We start from the raw sequence: 19449 nt of genomic DNA on the forward strand, positions 1-19449 counted from the left end.
GAAACATCGAATACCTAAACTTGTGTGTATTGATTTTCGACTGCTAACCCAAAGATCAATACGTAGGCACGAATTCGCGCTATAATAGCGTTGTTTTTTCACTCTCTTTGTTATTTGGAAATTATGGCACGTTCAAAGAAATCTCGTAAAGTCGGCTTGATCGGCGTTCGAAAAGATCCTGACTTTAAACCTAGCGAAAACCGCAAATCTGACTCGCCTCGCCCGAAAAAGCACAAAGGCAAGCCTGCTGGTAATCGCCACAATGTTGAACAGAAAAAAGTGACTGGCAAAAAGAGTGCAGAGAATAAAGATCCTCGCCACGGCAGTAAAAAGCCTATTCAGCTCGTTAAATCTGTCACTCCAACACCCGTTCAAAAGAAAAAGTTCGCTACACCAGCACAAGAGTTGGCTGCGCTAGAGGCAGACCAACGCCTATCTGACTTACTCGATAAGCTTGATGACGACAAACCATTGACTCGAGAACAACAGGCTTATGTTGATGAAAAGATGGCCCGTCACCGTATTCTTTGCGATTTACTTGGCATAGTCGAAGAGGACGACGAAGACGATGATATGGATCCGTTTGACGATTTAGACGCTATTAACATTGACGACTTCAAGCATTAATAAGAACGGGAAGAATTCATGCTTTGGGCAGTACTTTCAGGCATAGCACTATTAATTATTGTTGGATTGGGTTTTTATGCAGGTAAGCTGCTGTTCCTTTTGAAACAGCAGAAAGCACGTCAGGAGGCCGCAAGGCAATCTAGGATAGCCAATATCACCGACAGTATTATTGTTATTGCTAAAGCGATGGATCAGCAACAGTGCGATTTATCGGAAGGCGTTATCCGCATAGTGAATTTGCTGAATGCGCTGCCAATTAAAACACCACCAGATTTTAAGGCGCAGTATCCTCAAATTTATGCGCTTTTCGCTGAAATAAGTGGGTTTGCGGTTTTAGAAGAGAGGCAAAAGCTGCCTAAAAGCGAACGTAGAAAGCAGGATGTAGCCCGAGAGCAAATCGAGTCTGAGTACGAGTCAAAAGTGTTAGCAGAGCTTCCTCCTTTGCAAACCTACTGCCAAACACTTATGACAAATAAATAAATCTATTGGGCACGTATTCTCGTTTTTTGAAAATTAGCCGATGGGCAGACTGCTTTCGGTCAAAGACTTAAACGCGATTACTCTTCAACGTCGTCTGATGAAGTGATGTAGCTGATGTCATTTAACAGCTAGCTGGCAAGTTTGCTCATAACAATGGCATTTTACTTCATGATCGTTAACCATACCTACGGCCTGCATAAACGCATAGCAAATCGTTTCACCTACAAAATTAAACCCGCGTTTTTTTAATGCTTTTGACATCGCCTTCGACGCTTTCGTAGAGGTTGGCGCTTGCTTGAAATCGTTCCATGCATTGATAACGGTACGTCCCTCAGTGAACTGCCAAATAAATTCACTAAACGGCTGTGCTTCTTCTATGGTAAGAAACCCCTTGGCATTTTTGATAATCGACTCTATTTTCAGCCTATTTCTTATTATCCCACTATCAAGCATAAGCCTATCGACATCGGAAGATCCAATTAAAGCTATTTTTTCAGGGTCAAACTGGTGAAATGCGCGCTCAAAATTCTGCTGTTTTTTTAAGATGGTCAGCCAAGATAAACCGGCCTGTTGACCATCAAGACATAACTTGGCAAAAAGTGCGCGACTGTCCAACTCCGGTACCCCCCATTCGTTATCGTGGTAAGCAAGATAGATAGGATCGTTGCTCACCCAGCCACATCGATGTAAAGGTGTTTTTTGGTGTGTTTTCTTTTGGTTTGACATGAATGAAGATTAAATCCTTGCTGTGAACAGGCAATTGGGCTTTATTCGTAACGTTTTTTCACCCTTTACACCTACATACTATGCCTCACAAATTGTATACTATCCCACCTTTATTTTTAGTCAGATAACCAATAAGCAGCGGATGTATGCAGAAATACGATATTAAGACCTTTCAAGGGTTGATCCTTGCGCTTCAAGATTACTGGGCGCGTCAGGGCTGCGTTATTATTCAGCCTCTGGATATGGAAGTGGGTGCAGGTACATTTCACCCTATGACGTTCTTACGTTCTTTGGGTCCAGAGCCAATGAGTAGCGCCTATGTTCAACCATGCCGCCGACCTACTGATGGTCGATACGGCGAAAACCCAAACCGCTTACAGCATTATTATCAGTTCCAAGTAATGCTCAAGCCTTCGCCTGATAACATTCAGGAGTTGTATTTGGGCTCTTTGAAAGAGTTAGGTTTTGATCCGTTAGTCCACGACATTCGCTTTGTTGAAGATAACTGGGAATCGCCAACGCTAGGTGCATGGGGTCTTGGTTGGGAAGTATGGCTAAACGGTATGGAAGTCACTCAGTTCACTTACTTCCAACAAGTAGGAGGGATCGAATGTAAGCCGGTAACCGGTGAGATTACCTACGGTCTTGAGCGACTCGCCATGTACGTGCAAGGCGTAGATAGTATCTATGATTTGGTTTGGACCGACGGCCCTATGGGTAAAGTTACCTATGGTGATGTATTCCACCAGAACGAAGTTGAGCAGTCGACGTATAACTTCGAGCATGCCAACGTTGAAGCATTGTTTAGAACTTTCGACGAATGCGAAGCAGAAAGCAAAAAGCTGATCGAAAACAACCTCCCTTTACCTGCTTACGAGCAAGTAATGAAGGCATCTCACGCATTTAATTTGCTTGATGCCCGTCATGCTATCTCCGTTACCGAGCGTCAGCGCTATATTCTTCGTGTTAGAACCTTAGCTAAAGCGTGTGCAGAAAGTTATTACCAAGCGCGTGAAGCATTAGGCTTCCCACTATGTAACAAGGAGGCATAAGCATGCGTACAGAAAATTGTTTAGTTGAATTAGGTACTGAAGAGTTACCACCAAAAGCGCTAAAATCTTTGGGTGAAGCTTTCGCCACGCAGTTTGAAGCAGCGCTAACACAAGCAGACCTAGACTTTGACTCAGTTAGTTGGTTCGCAGCCCCTCGCCGTCTTGCTGTTTATGTTTCAGGCCTTGCCGAAGGTCAAGCTGACAAAGTGGTAGAAAAACGTGGCCCTGCAGTTTCGGCGGCATTTGATGCAGACGGAAATCCTACTAAAGCAGCTCAAGGCTGGGCGCGAGGTAATGGCATTGATGTAGCCGATGCAGAGCGTCTCGTCACTGATAAAGGTGAATGGTTACTTCATAAAGCTCAAGTTCCAGGACAATCAGTTGCTGAACTACTAGAAGGGCTAATCAACCAGGCAGTGAGCAAGCTGCCTATTCCAAAGCCAATGCGTTGGGGTAATTACAATACTCAGTTTATACGCCCTGTTCACACCCTTTGTGTGCTTTACGGTAGCGAAGTGGTTAACGTGTCAGTATTGGGGCTAACAAGCGACCGTGTTGTTCAAGGTCACCGCTTCCATGGTGACGGACGCTTTGAGCTCGATCATGCGGATAATTACGCTTCGGCTCTAGAACAACAATATGTGCTAGCAGATTTTGAAGCGCGTAAAGATAAAGTACGTCAGCAATTAGAAGACGCAGCGCAAAGCTTGTCGCTTAAACCAGATTATAACGAAGACTTACTTGAAGAGATTGCGTCACTTGTAGAGTGGCCTGTTGTCCTTCAAGCTGGGTTTGATAAAGCTTTCCTAGAAGTGCCAAAAGAAGCCCTTATCTACACAATGAAAGACGACCAGAAATACGTGCCGCTTTTAGATAGTAATGGCGCGCTTTCTAACACTTTCTTGTTTGTTACCAACATTGAAAGTCGCGACCCTTCTCAGGTTGTTTCAGGTAACGAAAAAGTTATCCGCCCTCGCCTAGCAGATGCTGAGTTCTTCTTTAATAGCGATAAAAAGACAACGCTAGAGAGTCGCCTTCAGAGCTTAGAAACCGTGTTGTTCCAAAAGCAGCTTGGTACACTTAAAGAAAAATCTGAGCGTATATCTGCCCTCTCGGCGTTCATTGCTTCGCAAATCGATGCGAATGAAACCCAAGCAGCCCGTGCTGGTCTTCTCGCCAAAACAGACTTAATGTCGAACATGGTGATGGAGTTTCCAGACGTACAGGGCGTTATGGGCAAATACTATGCGCTGAACGACGGTGAAGATGCGCCTGTTGCAGAAGCGCTATATGAACAATACATGCCGCGTTTTGCTGGTGATGCGCTACCTAGTTCAGGTGTTAGCGCATCGGTTGCGTTAGCTGACAAGCTAGATACATTAGTAGGTATCTTTGGTATCGGCCAATTACCAAAGGGTGATAAAGATCCTTTTGCGCTTCGTCGTGCCGCAATTGGTGTTTTACGAATTATCACTGAGCCATCACTACCGTTAGATCTTGAAACCCTGGTAGGTAAAGCTATCGATGTATATGGCGATAAGTTAACCAATATTGATACGCAAACACAGGTTGTTGATTTTGTACTAGGTCGCTTCACTGCGCTTTTACAAGATCAAGCTATCGCCATTGACGTAATTCAAGCCGTAGCTGCCCGTCGTCCCACCAAGCCAGCTGATTACTTAGCCCGCGTTCATGCCGTAGATAAGTTCAGAGCTTTGGATGAAGCTGAAGCATTAGCCGCCGCTAATAAGCGTGTAGCAAACATTCTTGCTAAGCAAAATGTAGAAGTAACAGATACCGTTAATATTGATGAATCACTATTAGTAGAAGATGCTGAAAAAGCGCTTTATACCGAGCTAAAAGAGGCACAGAAGGAAGTTCAAAGCGCAGTGCCTACGCAAGACTATACGCGCATATTAACTGCCCTCGCTACGCTGCGTAATGTAATCGATAATTTCTTCGATAACGTAATGGTAATGGCAGATGATGAAGCGGTTAAAAATAACCGACTTGCTTTGCTGTCGCTTTTAAGGCAACTTTTCCTTACTACCGCAGATATTTCAATTCTCGCGAAGTCGTAAGTAAGCTAGTAAACGTTATCGTGGTCTAAGACTGCAAAAGACGAAAAGCCCAGCTTCAATGTTGGGCTTTTTCATAAATGGAGACGCTGTGAAAAAGTTATTAACTATTGCTTCTATGTGCATCGCTCTCTCTGCATGTTCAAGCAGTGGAAGCTTTAATATCCCAGAGATAGCACCGGATGCCCCTCGCATTCAGTTTGAAAACATGTTTCTTAGAGGTGTATTTAACTGGTGGGAAGCCGATGCGAGCTACAAGTTCAAACGCTCAAGCTCAGGCTGGACTGTTGACGTTGAGCTCATTGCTGACGGCCAACCCTACGACTTTAGATTGTCAGATGCGAAATGGACGCCCTCACAGAGCTGTGGCGGCAAATATAAGGGTCAACCCGTAATGTTAGGCTCTACCGTTTACTTGGTCTGTGAGCAAGGCTCAGAGAACTTACAATTCACGCCTTCTTCAACTGGAACCTATCGCTTTACAGCAACAGCGGCAAGTGCGGGAGAAGTCGCTTTGGTTGTTTCAAAATTGTAGAGAAGTAGGCGTTTCATATGCCGCAGTCAAAGCCTGCTGCTTAGGCGGGCTTTCTGACTGAGTTATTTACCTTTTTTATATTTGTATATTTATATGTTGAGCCTAATAAACCTCAATCTCTAGCTCATCTAAAATAAAAGAAGTATCAATTTTTTTAAAATAAAAATCGTATTTGAATGCATCCGAATATACTTCCCAATAATCGCTCACTCCCAACACATCATCCTCGAATAAAGCTGCGATTTCTTCACTAGGCTGGTTAGCGTATAGCCCTCCTAATTTCCAATCTGCTTTCGCTTCTATTTCATTGAAAAGTGCCTCTGCTATATAGAGTTTCTTTAATATTTCATCTTCAGCAACTAAAATTAAATGACTATCGTAAGCATAAATTTTTTTCTTGTCCGCCCCATATGCGGTAAATATCGGAAAAAAAGGCAAATCAGATATTAACGTTGACGTGCTCTCAGCTGCATTTTTTTTCAAAATATCATCAATAACGTCGTATCCGTCTTTTGTATTATTTGTAATGTACTCAGAGTCTATAATCACCTTTTCATTTAGGTTTCCATAACGAAATTCAGTAACGATCAAATTTGAGCCTTTCGAAAAACTGTCTTTCACAAAGTCGATTTCAATATTTATGTCTGATTCTGACTTTACACGGAATGTCGTGTTACTGATAAATTCTCCATCAAGTGACTCGAGAACCTGCTCTTTCGATGCGCCAGGGCCAATAGCTCCATTTATTTTCCATTTTCCTAAAGCACGGTCGTCGAAAGCAATAAAACTCTTTAGAGTGCTTGATATCCAAGCATTCTGGTTCGTTATTACCTGAACATTATCGTTTTTTGTAATAAGCCAGAGATTGCGGCCAAATGAATACAATACATCTGTACTATTTAATGCCATTTCTGACATTGGAACACCAAGGACGTCAAATGCATCGACTATTTTCATTCCAGCCTTAACCCCAAAAACGCCTCGTTCTAAAGATATTTCGTCGGAATCAAGTTCGGGTTGCGCAGGTAGGTGACTTCCTTTTGATTCTAGGCCTGAAAAATCAAACTGCATAGCCTTGGTTTTTATTCTCGTTTTAAACTCCTGGCTAAGTATGATTTTATGCTCTCCGGTACGCCAATTTTTTTCGTATGTTATCTCAGGCTTAGTTACCGTCGATTGTGCAAAGCTCAGCGGAGATAGTGTTATTGTAAGTAGGAAGAGTAAATTTATTTTTTTCATTGAAAATCCCTTTATTTGTTTACCTTTAATGTTTCAACTAACGTCGCCAATTGCGTGGAATACACGTCCTGATATTCATCATCAGTTAATATAAGTGAGAGGTGTTTTTCAATATTCAGAATTTTTTTTCTGATAGCCCAGGCTATGTCATCATTTCGCCCCCTCAATAAAATATCGATGTCTTTAAGCGTTGTTAAACAACATTCTGCAAGTTCGCTATTATATTCATCCCCCATAAAACCAATCATCGATTTACTGTTAAGTGATACACCACTTAAGGGTGCCATCGGCATCTCACGCACGGTTTGTTTGAATTCAATCGTTTTATTTAAAGAGGTGTTAAGTAAATCAACTGCGAGAATTAGCGCTTCTCTATCGTAGTTACTCAGTCGCTTATCTAAGGCTCGCATTTCAACAGTATGAACGCCGATAATCTTCGCACTTTTGAGCACCTTTTCTGCATGGTAGGCAAGTTCTTTTGCATATATGAGATGGGTAATATTTCGTTCAATATTGTCGGCTAAATTTTTGTCTAAGTAAGAATTAGCCTTCGCAACAATACGTTTGTGTTCGTTCATTGCCGTCGTGAAGCGGATTTGGGAATCGGTAACCTCGTCACGTTCTGTACACCCAATTAAACTTAATAAGAGCAGTGCTACGAAATATATGCGCATCGAATATTCCTTTTTGATTACGCTTTAAATTTGATTATGAAATAACTAATTTATTAAACATTACCATGGCATATTGATTGCCATTTAAGAACAAAAAAAGCGACCAATTGGTCGCTTTCTTTACTAACTACACACTTACACGTCCAAGTTTTCTACTTTAAGGGCATTGGCTTCGATAAACTCTCTGCGAGGCTCAACCTGATCGCCCATTAAAGTTGTGAATAACTGGTCACAACCAATGGCGTCTTCTATTGTCACCTGAAGCATACGACGGCCTTCAGGATCCATCGTCGTCTCCCATAGCTGTTCTGGGTTCATTTCACCTAACCCTTTATAGCGCTGAATATACTGACCACGTTTTGCTTCGCTCATTAACCAATCAAGTGCTTCTTTAAACGACTCTACTGGCTGCTTGCGTTCACCACGTTGAATGTAAGCATCGACACCCATCATATCGTTAATCGCCAAGTTGAGCGCTTTAAGGCGTTGATATTCTGACGACTCGATAAACTCATGATCGATATTATATTCATAATCAATACCGTGCATGCGCATGATTATCGTAATGTAGTATTCGCTTAGTTCAGCGTCATTACGAATTTCATAGCGATATGTTGCACCGTCATTTTCACGCTCTGTAAGCTGTTCAACAAAGTGTTTAGCAACATGCTCCAGTGCGCTTTGGTCTTTAAGATCTTCTAAGTTAAGCGTTGGCGTATAGAGCATTCTGTAAAGAATAGATGAAGGCATTATACGCTTCATACGATTTATCATCTTCTCTGCAGACTGATACTGTTTAACAAGATTTTCTAAGCCAACACCGCTAATACCTGGGTCATCATCGCTAGTATGCAATGATGCACCGTCGATAGCGATTGAAGTAAGGTAGTTTGTTAAGGCATCGTCATCTTTAAGATATTGCTCTTGTTTGCCTTTCTTCACTTTATATAGCGGTGGCTGTGCAATGTATACATATCCACGCTCGATGATTTCAGGCATTTGGCGATAGAAGAACGTTAGTAGAAGCGTACGAATGTGTGATCCATCCACGTCAGCATCGGTCATGATAATGATGCTGTGATAGCGTAGTTTATCAGGGTTATATTCGTCACGCCCTATACCACAACCTAGTGCCGTGATAAGTGTTGCGACTTCTTGTGAAGAAAGCATCTTGTCGAAACGCGCTTTTTCAACGTTCAAAATTTTACCTTTAAGCGGCAAAATTGCTTGGTTCTTACGGTTACGGCCTTGCTTTGCAGAACCGCCCGCAGAGTCACCCTCCACTATGTAAAGTTCACTTAGAGCAGGGTCTTTTTCCTGACAGTCGGCCAATTTTCCAGGTAAACCTGCTAAATCTAGAGCGCCTTTACGGCGAGTCATCTCACGCGCTTTTCGAGCAGCTTCACGAGCACGTGCTGCATCTATAATTTTGCCCGCAATAATTTTACTCTCAGCAGGGTTTTCTAATAAAAACTCTGCCAGTTTTTCATTCATTGCAGATTCAACCGCTGGGCGAACTTCAGAAGAAACCAGCTTATCTTTAGTCTGTGAGCTGAATTTAGGATCTGGAACTTTAACCGAAACAACCGCTGTTAGCCCCTCTCGAGCGTCGTCACCGCTTGCGTTCGTTTTCGCTTTTTTATTCAGCCCTTCCTTTTCCATGTAGTTATTTAACGTACGAGTTAATGCACCACGGAAGCCAGCTAGGTGAGTACCACCATCTCGCTGTGGAATATTGTTTGTGAAACAGAATACATTTTCTTGGAAGCTGTCATTCCACTGCATCGCAACTTCTACTGCAATACCGTCTTCTTGTTCACTGCTGAAGTGAAATACCTTTTGATGGACTGGTGTTTTTTTCTCGTTCAAGTACTCAACGAATGCTTTGATACCGCCTTCATACATGAAGTGATCTTCTTTACCATCGCGTTCGTCTTTTAAGCGAATAGACACACCCGAGTTAAGGAACGATAGCTCGCGAAGGCGCTTCGCCAGAATGTCATAGTGATACAGCGTATCTGTAAAGGTGTCAGAGCTAGGCCAAAAACGGATCATCGTGCCCGTTTTATCACTGTCGCCAGTTACTGCTAGTGGAGCCTGAGGAACCCCATGAGCATATTCTTGCTCATGTGCTTTTCCCCCGCGGCGAATTCGTAATTTCAATCGGCTAGACAGTGCGTTTACAACCGACACCCCTACACCATGAAGACCACCAGATACTTTATAGGAATTGTCGTCGAACTTACCGCCTGCGTGTAGAACGGTCATAATAACTTCCGCAGCAGACACCCCTTCTTCAGGGTGCAATTCTGTCGGTATGCCTCGACCATCGTCAGACACAGAAACTGAACCATCACTGTGAATGAGCACAGTAATTTCGGAACAGTGTCCAGCCAGTGCTTCATCGATAGAGTTATCGACCACCTCGAAAACCATGTGGTGTAACCCAGTACCATCATCGGTATCACCGATATACATACCAGGGCGCTTTCTTACGGCATCCAATCCTTTAAGTACTTTAATACTGGACGAGTCGTAGTTGTTCTCTGCTGACATACTAGCTTTTACTCCTCTTTCACGCTTCCATGTTCCACGTGAAACATTTTCTTTTCGTTATATTTTTGTATAAAAGCGAGTTGCGAGGATTCTATTGCAGTAACGAAAACCTGCGTATCCATTTCGAGCAACCCATCAATAAATTGTTCTCTTTTATCCGCATCTAATTCCGCACCAACATCGTCTAGTAAGAATATACTTTTTCGATTTGTAGCAGAATTAAAAAGCTTAGTTTGGGACATTTGTAGCGCAGCCACAGCCATTCTAAGCTGCCCTCTTGATAAAAGCTCCTGGGCATTGACGCCGTTAACTTTAAGTCTTAAATCGGCTTTATGAGGCCCAGAAGAGGTATGTCCTATTTTACCATCATACTCACGCTTTTTAACCAAGCTTTCTGATAAACACACATCTTTTTCCCACCCTCTATAGTAACTTAATTCGACATCGAAGTTTGGAAGAAATTCACGTGCATATTCTTTAAAGATTGGGGTAAGTCTATCAACGTACTGACGCCTCTTGTCCGTTAGCGCTTCCCCGAGTTGGACGAACTGCGACTCCCAATATTGATTCTCCGCCGCGTTCAAATTAGCCATTTGTTTCAAAAGCGCATTTCTATGTTTTAGAAACTTTGAATACTGATTAGCCAACAATTGAAACTCATGTTCCACGTGGAACAATCCCCAATCTAGAAACCGACGACGCTCCGAAGGAGAGCCGATAATTAAATCTGTGCTTTGAGGTGTGAAAAGCTGAAGCGGCACTAAGCTAACTAAATCAGAAAGCTTGTTTGAATGCGCACCGTTGATACTGCATATAAAAGATTCCGTGCGACCTCGCTGAATACCCAACTTAAGCGACTCTGTTTCTTCTGTTTTACAAGAGGCAAAAACGCTAAAGCTATCTTTATTATTTTGGATTACAGATCCGTGCTTATTTGTTCTAAAGGAACGACCAAACCCAAGATAGTATAGCGCTTCTATCAGCGACGATTTTCCACTGCCATTCGCACCTTTTATAATTGTTAAAAGTGGCGATGGGGAAAAATTGACAGAAGATAGATTACGAAAATGTGTAATCTGGACACGGTCCAGTTTCATGAGGTCACACTGAAAATAAAAAGAAGCGATAAACATTTGTTGTTAATCGCTTCCTGAGATAAGACACTAAACAATATTGAATTTACTAAATAGCCTTTGAAATAGCATGCATTTGTTTGCCTCTAAAGACGCATCGGCATAATTACATACAAAGCAGCATCATCAGCGTCATCTTCAATCAAAGCACTAGCATTTGAATCAGACAAACTTACTTTTACGCCATCAGACCCTAGTGCATTAAGGACGTCAATAAGGTAGGCAACGTTAAATCCAATCTCTAAATCGTCACCCTGATACTGAACATCAACAATTTCTTCTGCTTCTTCTTGCTCAGGGTTATTAGCCGTAATTTTAAGTTCGCCAGAAGAAAGATTTAAACGCACGCCTCTAAACTTTTCATTCGACAAAATAGCAGCTCTTGAAAAAGCGTCTTTTAAAACTGCTTTACTCGCGATTATTTCTTTATCGCCATTTTGTGGAAGCACACGTCGATAGTCAGGAAAGCGCCCATCAACTAACTTTGAGGTAAAGATGAAGTCGTTCGAAAAAATACGTAGATGGTTAGCACCAATTTGTACCTTCAGAGATTTATCGTCCTCACTAATGAGGCGTGATATTTCCAACACCCCTTTGCGAGGAATAATTACCTGACGCGCTGGAAGCGTGGTTTCGTAATTCAATCGGCAAAGTGCAAGTCGATGTCCATCTGTAGCAACGGTACGAATAGTGTTTTCTTCAGTCTCAAGAGACATACCGTTCAGATAGTAACGAACGTCTTGTTGAGCCATTGAGAAACTTGTCGCATCTATTAAACGCTTAAGATCGCTGCACGTTAATTCGAATTCAACTTCGCCTTCCCAATCTTCAAGATTAGGATAATCATTAGCAGAAAGCGTAGATAGTGTATAGCGACCTCGCCCTGCGCGAATAAGTGCTTTGCTACCATCAAGAGAGAAGTGAATATCTGTTCCCTCAGAAATACCACGAATGATATCGAATAGCTTTTTCGCAGGGACAGTGATTTCCCCTTCGGTAAACTCACCTTCTAGTTTTACACTAGAAATCAGTTCAACCTCTAAATCTGTACCCGTAAGCCAAAGTGCGTCTTCACTTACTTTAATAAGCACATTAGAAAGTATTGGCAACGTATGCCTGCGCTCTACAGCGCCAGACACTAACTGAAGGGGTTGTAAAAATTGTTCACGGCTTATAGTAAATTTCATCGCAGTGCTATCTCGCCTCTAAGGTCGTGTTGTTAGGAAGACAAAGTCCTAATGAGGTTCTTATAGTCTTCTTTTATATCATGACTTTCTTCTCTTAGCTGCTGTATTTTTCTACATGCATGTAAAACCGTTGTGTGGTCTCGCCCACCAAATGCATTTCCAAGTTCTGGAAGGCTGTGGTTAGTGAGCTCTTTCGCTAACGCCATAGCAACCTGACGGGGACGCGCTACACTTCGACTACGTCGTTTAGACAAAATATCAGCAACTTTTATCTTATAATAATCTGCGACTGTTTTCTGAATATTATCAACCGTAACCAATTTTTCCTGTAAAGCGAGAAGATCTCTCAATGCTTCGCGCACAAAATCTATAGTAATAGGACGACCGGTAAAGTTTGCGTTAGCAATAACACGGTTCAATGCACCCTCAAGCTCACGTACATTTGAACGCAAACGTTTAGCGATAAAAAATGCCACTTCATTGGGTAAGTGGATACGGTTTTCGGCAGCCTTGCGCATTAAAATAGCCACTCGCGTCTCAAGCTCAGGCGGCTCAATAGCAATTGTTAAACCCCAACCAAAGCGCGATTTTAATCGGTCTTCTACCCCATCAATCTCTTTAGGATATCTATCAGAGGTAAGAATAATTTGTTGGTTACCCTCTAAAAGTGCATTAAAGGTATGAAAGAACTCTTCTTGTGAACGCTCTTTATTAGCGAAGAATTGAATATCATCGATAAGTAACGCATCAACACTGCGATAGAAACGCTTAAAGTCCTCAATGGCGTTATTTTGAAGAGCCTTCACCATGTCCTGAACAAATCGTTCAGAATGCATATATACAATTTTTGCATCGCCATTGTTTGCAACAATACCGTTACCCACTGCATGCAAAAGGTGAGTCTTACCTAAACCCGTACCACCGTATATAAACAACGGGTTATAAGAACCGCCAGGGTTGTTTGCTACCTGAGTAGCCGCCGCACGAGCAAGCTGGTTAGATTTACCTTCAACAAAGTTGTCGAACTGATAAGTGGGGTTTATGTTGCTCTTATGTTTCATTGCCTCTGGGATCGGGACCACTTTTGGCTGCATAGGTGAACGTGTTGGTTGATTACCATACTGATTAGGATCGTATCGATCTTGGTTCTTAGATCCATGATCTCCGTGATCAACATATTGTCGATTGGCAGAGGCCGGTGGCGGTACTCTATTACTGGGCTCATACTCATTATTATACTGCCCAGACGATTTACCTCCTCCCACCGACGGCGAAGAAAAAGGGGAAGAAGAAGGATTATTAGTATTTGAAGCGGCCTGATTAGGAACGTAGCTATTACTGCTTTGATGCCCTTGATTACCTGCTAACGAATTTTGGCCGCTGTAACCCGCATTGCCGCCGCTTCCTGTGGAGGAAGATACATTTCCACTAGCTGATTGTGTGCGCCCATTACTATGACGGCTCATCACTTCTAAGCGCAACTGGGGCGCATTATTGCCAGCAAATTCTCGTAGCAAGCCAGTTATATTATTGAGGTACTTATCTCTTACCCAATCAAGAACAAAACGATTTGGCGCATATAAGGAAACCATGCCGCCCTCTTCTTCACAAACAAGCGGTCGTATCCACATACTAAATTGCTGCGTTGGTAATTCCTGACGCAATCTTTCAAGGCATTGGTTCCACAAAGACATAGTAGGTAGCTAGCTCCCGTTACTCGCAAGAAAAGCCAACATCGAAAATGCCATATGTAGAAAATCAGGCAACAGAAAGCGCCATCAGAGAGAAATAGCGTTGGAAGTGTTGGGTAACAGCGAGAAATTAAATTATCGTTTTATAAGCTGTGGATTATCTAACGTTATCAACAAAAAGTAAATAACGATCCCCGACGATCTTTCCGATCAAAACCCTACACTATTGATTTTGTGAGCCTTTTGTTTTAGATCAAATCATGCTATGTCGAGAAAAATTCAGTCTAAATACGACGTAAAAATACAGAAGATCCCCTTGCAATTTTTAAGTTTAGTGATGTTTTACACAAACTACTGTGGATAACCTGAGCGACTTTTACACGTTATTCACAAGAACTTTGTATGATAATCTGACGTATTGTTCAAAATATAGTAAAAATTGTTCACTTATTCGTCCGAAAAGCAAGAATATCCATTGACACGAGGCCACGAGATCTCTAGAATTCAGCGTCCTTTTTCGATGGGCTTTTCTGGTGAAAACACCACATTATTCTGAAAGCAGCGTAATGTGTTACCAAAAACGCCTATGTTTAACTAAATATAAGTGAGACTTTGGTCATGAAAAGAACATTTCAACCGAGCAATTTGAAGCGCAAGCGTTCTCACGGTTTTCGTGCTCGTATGGCGACTAAAAATGGTCGTAAAGTACTAGCAGCTCGCCGTGCAAAAGGCCGCGCTCGTCTTTCAGCTTAATTGAAAGACGCTAAAGTGGGCGAGAATACGTTTTCTAGGGAGTTACGTCTGTTAACTCCCACCCACTTTACCTATGTGTTTGATGACGCAACCCCAGCTGTATCTCCCTCTTTTACTATCCTAGCTAGAAAAAATACTCTTTCAAATCCTCGTTTAGGCATTACTTTGGCTAAAAAGCGCATACGCAAAGCCCATGATAGAAATCGCTTAAAACGCTTGGTCAGAGAAAGTTTCAGGCACAAACAACACAATCTACCCAATGTCGATATTATCGTTATTGGTAAGTCTGGCGCCGACAACCTTAGCAACCAAGAAGTATTTTCAACACTGGATAAGCTATGGAAAAAATTAAACAAGCGTTGCAGCAACTCTTAATAGTGGTGCCTTTGACCTTGATAAAGTGTTATCAATGGTTCATATCGCCTATATTAGGGCAACGATGTCGTTTCCATCCTTCTTGTTCTTGGTATGCTATAGACGCATTAAAAACGCACGGATTGGTAAAAGGCGGTTGGTTATCTATTAAACGCATATTAAAATGCCACCCTTTGCATGCCGGTGGATACGATCCAGTGCCGGAAAAACAACAAGATAAACACTCAAAATAAAGAGACCTCTATGGAATCGCAACGTAGTTTTCTGATAATTGGCCTTGCGCTAGTTAGCTTTTTGCTTTGGCAGTCATGGCAAAAAGATTATGGGCCACAGCCAGTTGTGCCTGTTGAACAACAAACGCAAGAAACATCTAAGGGCGTACCGTCATTCGTTGATAATGGCAGTGAAGATGTACCAAGTAGTGATAGCGTTCCGGCAGCGCAGCCCGTTGCAGCATCACAAAACAGTAACCGAATCATTGAAGTTAAAACCGATACACTCGATGTGCGCATCGATTTACTCGGTGGTGATGTAATATCAGCGGACTTACTTAAATTTCCGGTCGAGCAAGGGTCTGAGATTCCTTATAGCTTACTTCGTTCAGGTAACGGACTTTACGTAGCACAAAGCGGCCTTATCGGAGCGCAAGGTCCGGATGCAAGCAGCAGCGGTCGCCCAGTCTACACTGCGCAAAGTGAATTCTACGAAATGACCGGCGATTCTCTGGTTATTCCACTTACTTGGAAAAATAATCAAGGGCTAGCTATAACCAAAACATTTACGTTCACCAAAGACAAGTACGACGTAAACGTAAGCTATAGTGTTGAAAACAATACCGGTAATGCGGCAACTGTTCAGCCTTATGCGCAGCTTAAACAAGTGATGGAATTTGAAGATGACAGCAACATGTTTATGCCAACATATCGTGGTGCTGCTTACTCAACTGAAGACGACCGCTATCAGAAATACTCGTTCGACGAGATAGAAGATGAAAAGCTTCGTGAAACCACGAAAGCGGGTTGGGTTGGTATGCTTGAACACTACTTTGTTTCAGCATGGGTTCCTTCACAAGAGCAAACCAACACACTGTATTCACGCAACCTGAATAATCAATATGCGGTTATCGGTGTTTTATCGCCATCTGAAAGCATAGCACCAGGGGAAACCAAGACTCTGGCATCGACCCTTTACATGGGTCCAAAAGATCAAGAGAAACTTGCTAAGATTGCTCGTGGTTTAGATCTAACCGTGGACTACGGCATTTTGTTCTGGATTTCACAGCCGCTATTCGCCCTACTCACGTTCCTACATAGCCTGGTTAATAACTGGGGTGTGGCGATTATCCTTATCACTATAGTAGTGAAAGGCGCGATGTATTGGCTAACTAAGAAGCAATACGAGTCAATGGCACGTATGCGCAACCTAGCACCTAAAATGCAGCAGTTAAAAGACCGCTTTGGCGATGACAGACAAAAAATGTCTCAAGCCATGATGGAGCTATACCGCAAAGAGAAAGTAAACCCTATGGGTGGATGTTTACCACTCCTTCTTCAAATGCCTATCTTCCTAGCACTTTACTGGGTATTGATGGAGAGTGTTGAGCTTCGCCATGCTGACTTTGTACTTTGGATCACTGACCTTTCTACGAAAGACCCATACTTTGTGCTACCTATTCTTACTGGCGCAAGTATGTATCTATTGCAAAAACTACAGCCAACCACCATTACTGACCCTATGCAGCAGAAAATCATGCAGTGGATGCCAGTAGCAATGAGTGTGTTCTTCCTGTGGTTCCCTGCAGGTCTGGTACTATACTGGTTAGTCAGTAACGTAATTACCTTGGTTCAAGCCAAAATGATTTATGCTTCAATGGAGAAGCGGGGCATCAGCAGTAAGTAAGCTGTTGAGCATTTAATTATACAGCCCGCCTACGCGGGCTGTTTTGTATTGAGAGGATTAAACTGTGCCATCATTTGATATTGTTTCAGAAATCAATATGGAAGAAGTGCGTAACGCCACTGAAAACGCAAGCCGAGAGCTAACCACACGATTTGACTTCCGCGGTATCGACGCGAGCTTTGAATACAAAGACAAAACGGTTGTCATGAAAGCCGAAGCTGAATTCCAACTTCAGCAAATGGAAAGTATGTTCAGAACCGCTATGTCCAAACGCAATGTCGACACATCATCAATGGATGTAAAACCCTACGATGCCCACGGCAGAACCTATCGCCAGACCATTACCTTTAAAGAAGGTATTGAACAGCCAATGGCAAAGAAGATTGTAAAACTGATTAAAGACGCCAAAATTAAAGTGCAAACTGCAATTCAAGGTGAAGAGCTTCGGGTTACAGGCAAAAAACGCGATGATCTTCAACAAGCGATTGCATTGGTAAAAGAATCAGACTTAGGTCAACCTTTCCAATTTAAAAACTTCCGCGACTAATTATGGAATCACTCACCCTTTCAACGGATACGATTATCGCCCAAGCCACGGCGCCAGGACGAGGCGGTGTTGGTATTGTTCGTGTATCAGGCCCAAAGGCTAGCGCTATTGCCGAGGCGCTGGTGCCCTGTACACTTACACCTCGACTTGCCACCTATACGCCATTTGTTGATATAAACAAAAGCGTAATAGACCAGGGCATAGCGCTATTTTTTAAAGGCCCAAATTCGTTTACTGGCGAAGATGTGTTGGAACTACAAGGTCACGGCGGCCAAGTGGTTATGGACATGTTGATAGATGCGGTGCTTGCAACAGGACATGCAAGACTCGCAAATCCAGGCGAGTTTAGTGAGCAGGCTTTTTTAAATGATAAGTTAGACCTTGCGCAAGCAGAGGCCATTGCCGATTTAATAGACGCCAGTTCAAAGCAAGCAGCCAAAAGCGCTTTACGTTCATTACAGGGTGAGTTTTCCACGCAGATTCAAACGCTGTCTGACCAAATTGTCCATCTGCGAATGTATGTGGAAGCGGCTATCGATTTTCCTGAAGAAGAAATCGACTTTTTATCTGATGGTAAAGTGTCAGGTGATTTAAGTGCCATTATGGAAAGCCTTACCAAAGTGCGAGAACAAGCCAAGCAAGGTACATTGTTACGCGAAGGCATGCAGGTGGTGATTGCGGGTCGACCTAACGCTGGCAAATCCAGTTTGTTAAACGCGCTTGCTGGTCGTGACAGCGCTATCGTTACTGACATTGCAGGTACCACTAGAGATGTACTAAAAGAGCATATTCACATTGACGGTATGCCGGTACATATTATCGATACGGCTGGACTAAGAGAAAGCCCCGATAAAGTAGAACAGATCGGCATTGAACGAGCTTGGCAAGCCATCAACGAAGCGGACCATGTGCTATTTGTTGTTGACTCTACCTCAACCAGTATTATCGATCCCTATGAGATTTGGCCTGAGTTTATGGCGAGACTTCCACAGGGCATTCCCGTGACTGTGGTACGTAACAAAGCCGACCTAAGCACCTTAGATATCGGGCATAGTACAGTAGCAACTGAGCATGGTGAAATCTCTGTTATTAACTTGTCAGCCAAGCAAGGTAGTGGCGTAGATACGTTAAAAACACATCTAGCAAAAACCATGGGGTTCGATACGACAACAGAAGGCCAATTCATTGCTCGGAGACGCCACATAGATGCGCTAGATCAAGCTTACAGCTACGTAAGCACTGGTGAACAACAACTTCATGACGCAATGGCGGGTGAATTGTTAGCCGAAGAACTTCGCTTAGCGCATCAAGCACTGTGTGAGATAACCGGTGAATTTACCTCTGACGACCTGCTTGGTAAGATTTTTTCATCGTTCTGTATCGGCAAATAAAACGCTGTCAGTTGCACTGAATCTTTAATCGTAAATAAAGAAGTAACATATTCATGAGTAAGCATTTTGAAATTATTGTGGGTACTATGTTAGGTGCCGCAGAATACGTAGCTGACGCCATTGCTGAAAAGCTTAATGAGCGTGGATATACCCATACTATTCACGCAGAGCCCGACCTTGCGAATATTAACAAAGCGTCCACATGGATAGTATGTACATCTACCCATGGCGCCGGAGAACTACCCGATAATATTCAGCCATTTGCGAGACAACTTGAAAACGCTGATCTGCAAGCAGTCAATGCGTATGTGATCGGTCTTGGCGACACCAGTTATGATACGTTTTGCTTTGGTGCAAAAGAAATGGAGAAGCATATCCTAAATGGCGGCGGTAAGCTTATTAACGACGCCCTTTACATAGATGTGCTAGAACATCCAATTCCTGAAGATGCCGCTGTAGAATGGTTTGATGAAAAATTAGCAAATGCCTAATAGCCGCACTGTCAC

Annotated in this window: 19 protein-coding genes; 12 read left to right on the top strand and 7 right to left on the bottom strand. The window is 42.8% G+C overall.

Annotated elements, in window-relative coordinates:
• The first annotated feature begins 123 nt into the window (after positions 1-123).
• Both yihI and C6Y39_RS16745 read left to right on the top strand, forming a co-directional pair.
• Positions 124-627: a Der GTPase-activating protein YihI gene (gene yihI, locus C6Y39_RS16740; protein ID WP_105932377.1), complete on the top strand. Its 504-nt coding sequence runs from the start codon at positions 124-126 to the stop codon at positions 625-627.
• 18 nt (positions 628-645) lie between these two features.
• On the top strand, positions 646-1107 hold the full coding sequence (locus tag C6Y39_RS16745) for a DUF2489 domain-containing protein (RefSeq protein ID WP_105932378.1): 462 nt from the start codon (positions 646-648) through the stop codon (positions 1105-1107).
• Positions 1108-1224: 117 nt separating this feature from the next.
• Here the strand turns inward: C6Y39_RS16745 and C6Y39_RS16750 are convergent, their stop codons facing one another.
• A complete protein-coding gene (locus C6Y39_RS16750; protein ID WP_105932379.1) occupies positions 1225-1833 on the bottom strand; it encodes a DNA-3-methyladenine glycosylase I in 609 nt (202 codons plus the stop codon).
• Between the two features lie 146 nt (positions 1834-1979).
• Between C6Y39_RS16750 and glyQ the strand changes: the two genes are divergently transcribed.
• The 3 genes from glyQ to C6Y39_RS16765 all read left to right on the top strand — a co-directional run bounded on the left by glyQ (position 1980) and on the right by C6Y39_RS16765 (position 5498).
• Positions 1980-2885: a glycine--tRNA ligase subunit alpha gene (gene glyQ, locus C6Y39_RS16755; RefSeq protein ID WP_025257136.1), complete on the top strand. Its 906-nt coding sequence runs from the start codon at positions 1980-1982 to the stop codon at positions 2883-2885.
• A 2-nt stretch (positions 2886-2887) separates the two neighbouring features.
• Entirely contained in the window at positions 2888-4966 is a 2079-nt protein-coding gene (gene glyS, locus C6Y39_RS16760) for a glycine--tRNA ligase subunit beta (RefSeq protein ID WP_105932380.1), read from the top strand.
• Between the two features lie 88 nt (positions 4967-5054).
• On the top strand, positions 5055-5498 hold the full coding sequence (locus tag C6Y39_RS16765) for a hypothetical protein (RefSeq protein ID WP_240618925.1): 444 nt from the start codon (positions 5055-5057) through the stop codon (positions 5496-5498).
• A 102-nt stretch (positions 5499-5600) separates the two neighbouring features.
• Here C6Y39_RS16765 and C6Y39_RS16770 read toward each other — a convergent pair whose 3' ends face one another.
• From C6Y39_RS16770 to dnaA, 6 genes are all read right to left on the bottom strand, one after another.
• Positions 5601-6737, bottom strand: coding sequence for a hypothetical protein (locus C6Y39_RS16770; RefSeq protein WP_105932382.1), 1137 nt, complete (start codon positions 6735-6737; stop codon positions 5601-5603).
• An 11-nt stretch (positions 6738-6748) separates the two neighbouring features.
• Positions 6749-7411, bottom strand: coding sequence for a hypothetical protein (locus C6Y39_RS16775; RefSeq protein WP_105932383.1), 663 nt, complete (start codon positions 7409-7411; stop codon positions 6749-6751).
• 135 nt (positions 7412-7546) lie between these two features.
• A complete protein-coding gene (gene gyrB, locus C6Y39_RS16780; RefSeq protein WP_105932384.1) occupies positions 7547-9967 on the bottom strand; it encodes a DNA topoisomerase (ATP-hydrolyzing) subunit B in 2421 nt (806 codons plus the stop codon).
• 8 nt (positions 9968-9975) lie between these two features.
• A complete protein-coding gene (gene recF / locus C6Y39_RS16785) occupies positions 9976-11064 on the bottom strand; it encodes a DNA replication/repair protein RecF (RefSeq protein ID WP_105932698.1) in 1089 nt (362 codons plus the stop codon).
• 122 nt (positions 11065-11186) lie between these two features.
• Positions 11187-12287, bottom strand: coding sequence for a DNA polymerase III subunit beta (gene dnaN, locus C6Y39_RS16790; RefSeq protein WP_105932385.1), 1101 nt, complete (start codon positions 12285-12287; stop codon positions 11187-11189).
• 32 nt (positions 12288-12319) lie between these two features.
• Entirely contained in the window at positions 12320-13981 is a 1662-nt protein-coding gene (dnaA, locus tag C6Y39_RS16795) for a chromosomal replication initiator protein DnaA (RefSeq protein ID WP_105932386.1), read from the bottom strand.
• A 615-nt stretch (positions 13982-14596) separates the two neighbouring features.
• On the opposite strand from dnaA, the gene rpmH reads away from it, so the two are divergent.
• The 7 genes from rpmH (at position 14597) to mioC (ending at position 19434) form a co-directional block, all read left to right on the top strand.
• Positions 14597-14731, top strand: a complete 135-nt coding sequence (gene rpmH / locus C6Y39_RS16800; RefSeq protein WP_014290886.1) for a 50S ribosomal protein L34 — start codon at positions 14597-14599, stop codon at positions 14729-14731.
• 15 nt (positions 14732-14746) lie between these two features.
• On the top strand, positions 14747-15106 hold the full coding sequence (gene rnpA, locus C6Y39_RS16805) for a ribonuclease P protein component (protein WP_105932699.1): 360 nt from the start codon (positions 14747-14749) through the stop codon (positions 15104-15106).
• Positions 15070-15339, top strand: a complete 270-nt coding sequence (gene yidD, locus C6Y39_RS16810; protein WP_173359264.1) for a membrane protein insertion efficiency factor YidD — start codon at positions 15070-15072, stop codon at positions 15337-15339. The genes rnpA and yidD overlap by 37 nt, the downstream gene beginning before the upstream one ends.
• Positions 15340-15349: 10 nt before the next feature.
• Positions 15350-17005, top strand: a complete 1656-nt coding sequence (yidC, locus tag C6Y39_RS16815; protein WP_105932388.1) for a membrane protein insertase YidC — start codon at positions 15350-15352, stop codon at positions 17003-17005.
• 64 nt (positions 17006-17069) lie between these two features.
• Complete coding sequence (locus C6Y39_RS16820) at positions 17070-17552, top strand: YajQ family cyclic di-GMP-binding protein (RefSeq protein WP_105932389.1); 483 nt, start codon at positions 17070-17072, stop codon at positions 17550-17552.
• A 2-nt stretch (positions 17553-17554) separates the two neighbouring features.
• Positions 17555-18943 carry a tRNA uridine-5-carboxymethylaminomethyl(34) synthesis GTPase MnmE gene (gene mnmE / locus C6Y39_RS16825; RefSeq protein ID WP_105932390.1) on the top strand — a complete coding sequence of 463 codons (1389 nt, stop codon included), beginning with the start codon at positions 17555-17557 and terminating at the stop codon, positions 18941-18943.
• Between the two features lie 53 nt (positions 18944-18996).
• Positions 18997-19434 (top strand): FMN-binding protein MioC, encoded by a 438-nt coding sequence (mioC, locus tag C6Y39_RS16830; protein ID WP_105932391.1) that lies wholly within the window; start codon positions 18997-18999, stop codon positions 19432-19434.
• Positions 19435-19449: the final 15 nt, after the last annotated feature.

Source organism: Alteromonas gracilis (assembly GCF_002993325.1).
In the GTDB taxonomy this organism is placed as follows: domain Bacteria; phylum Pseudomonadota; class Gammaproteobacteria; order Enterobacterales; family Alteromonadaceae; genus Alteromonas; species Alteromonas gracilis.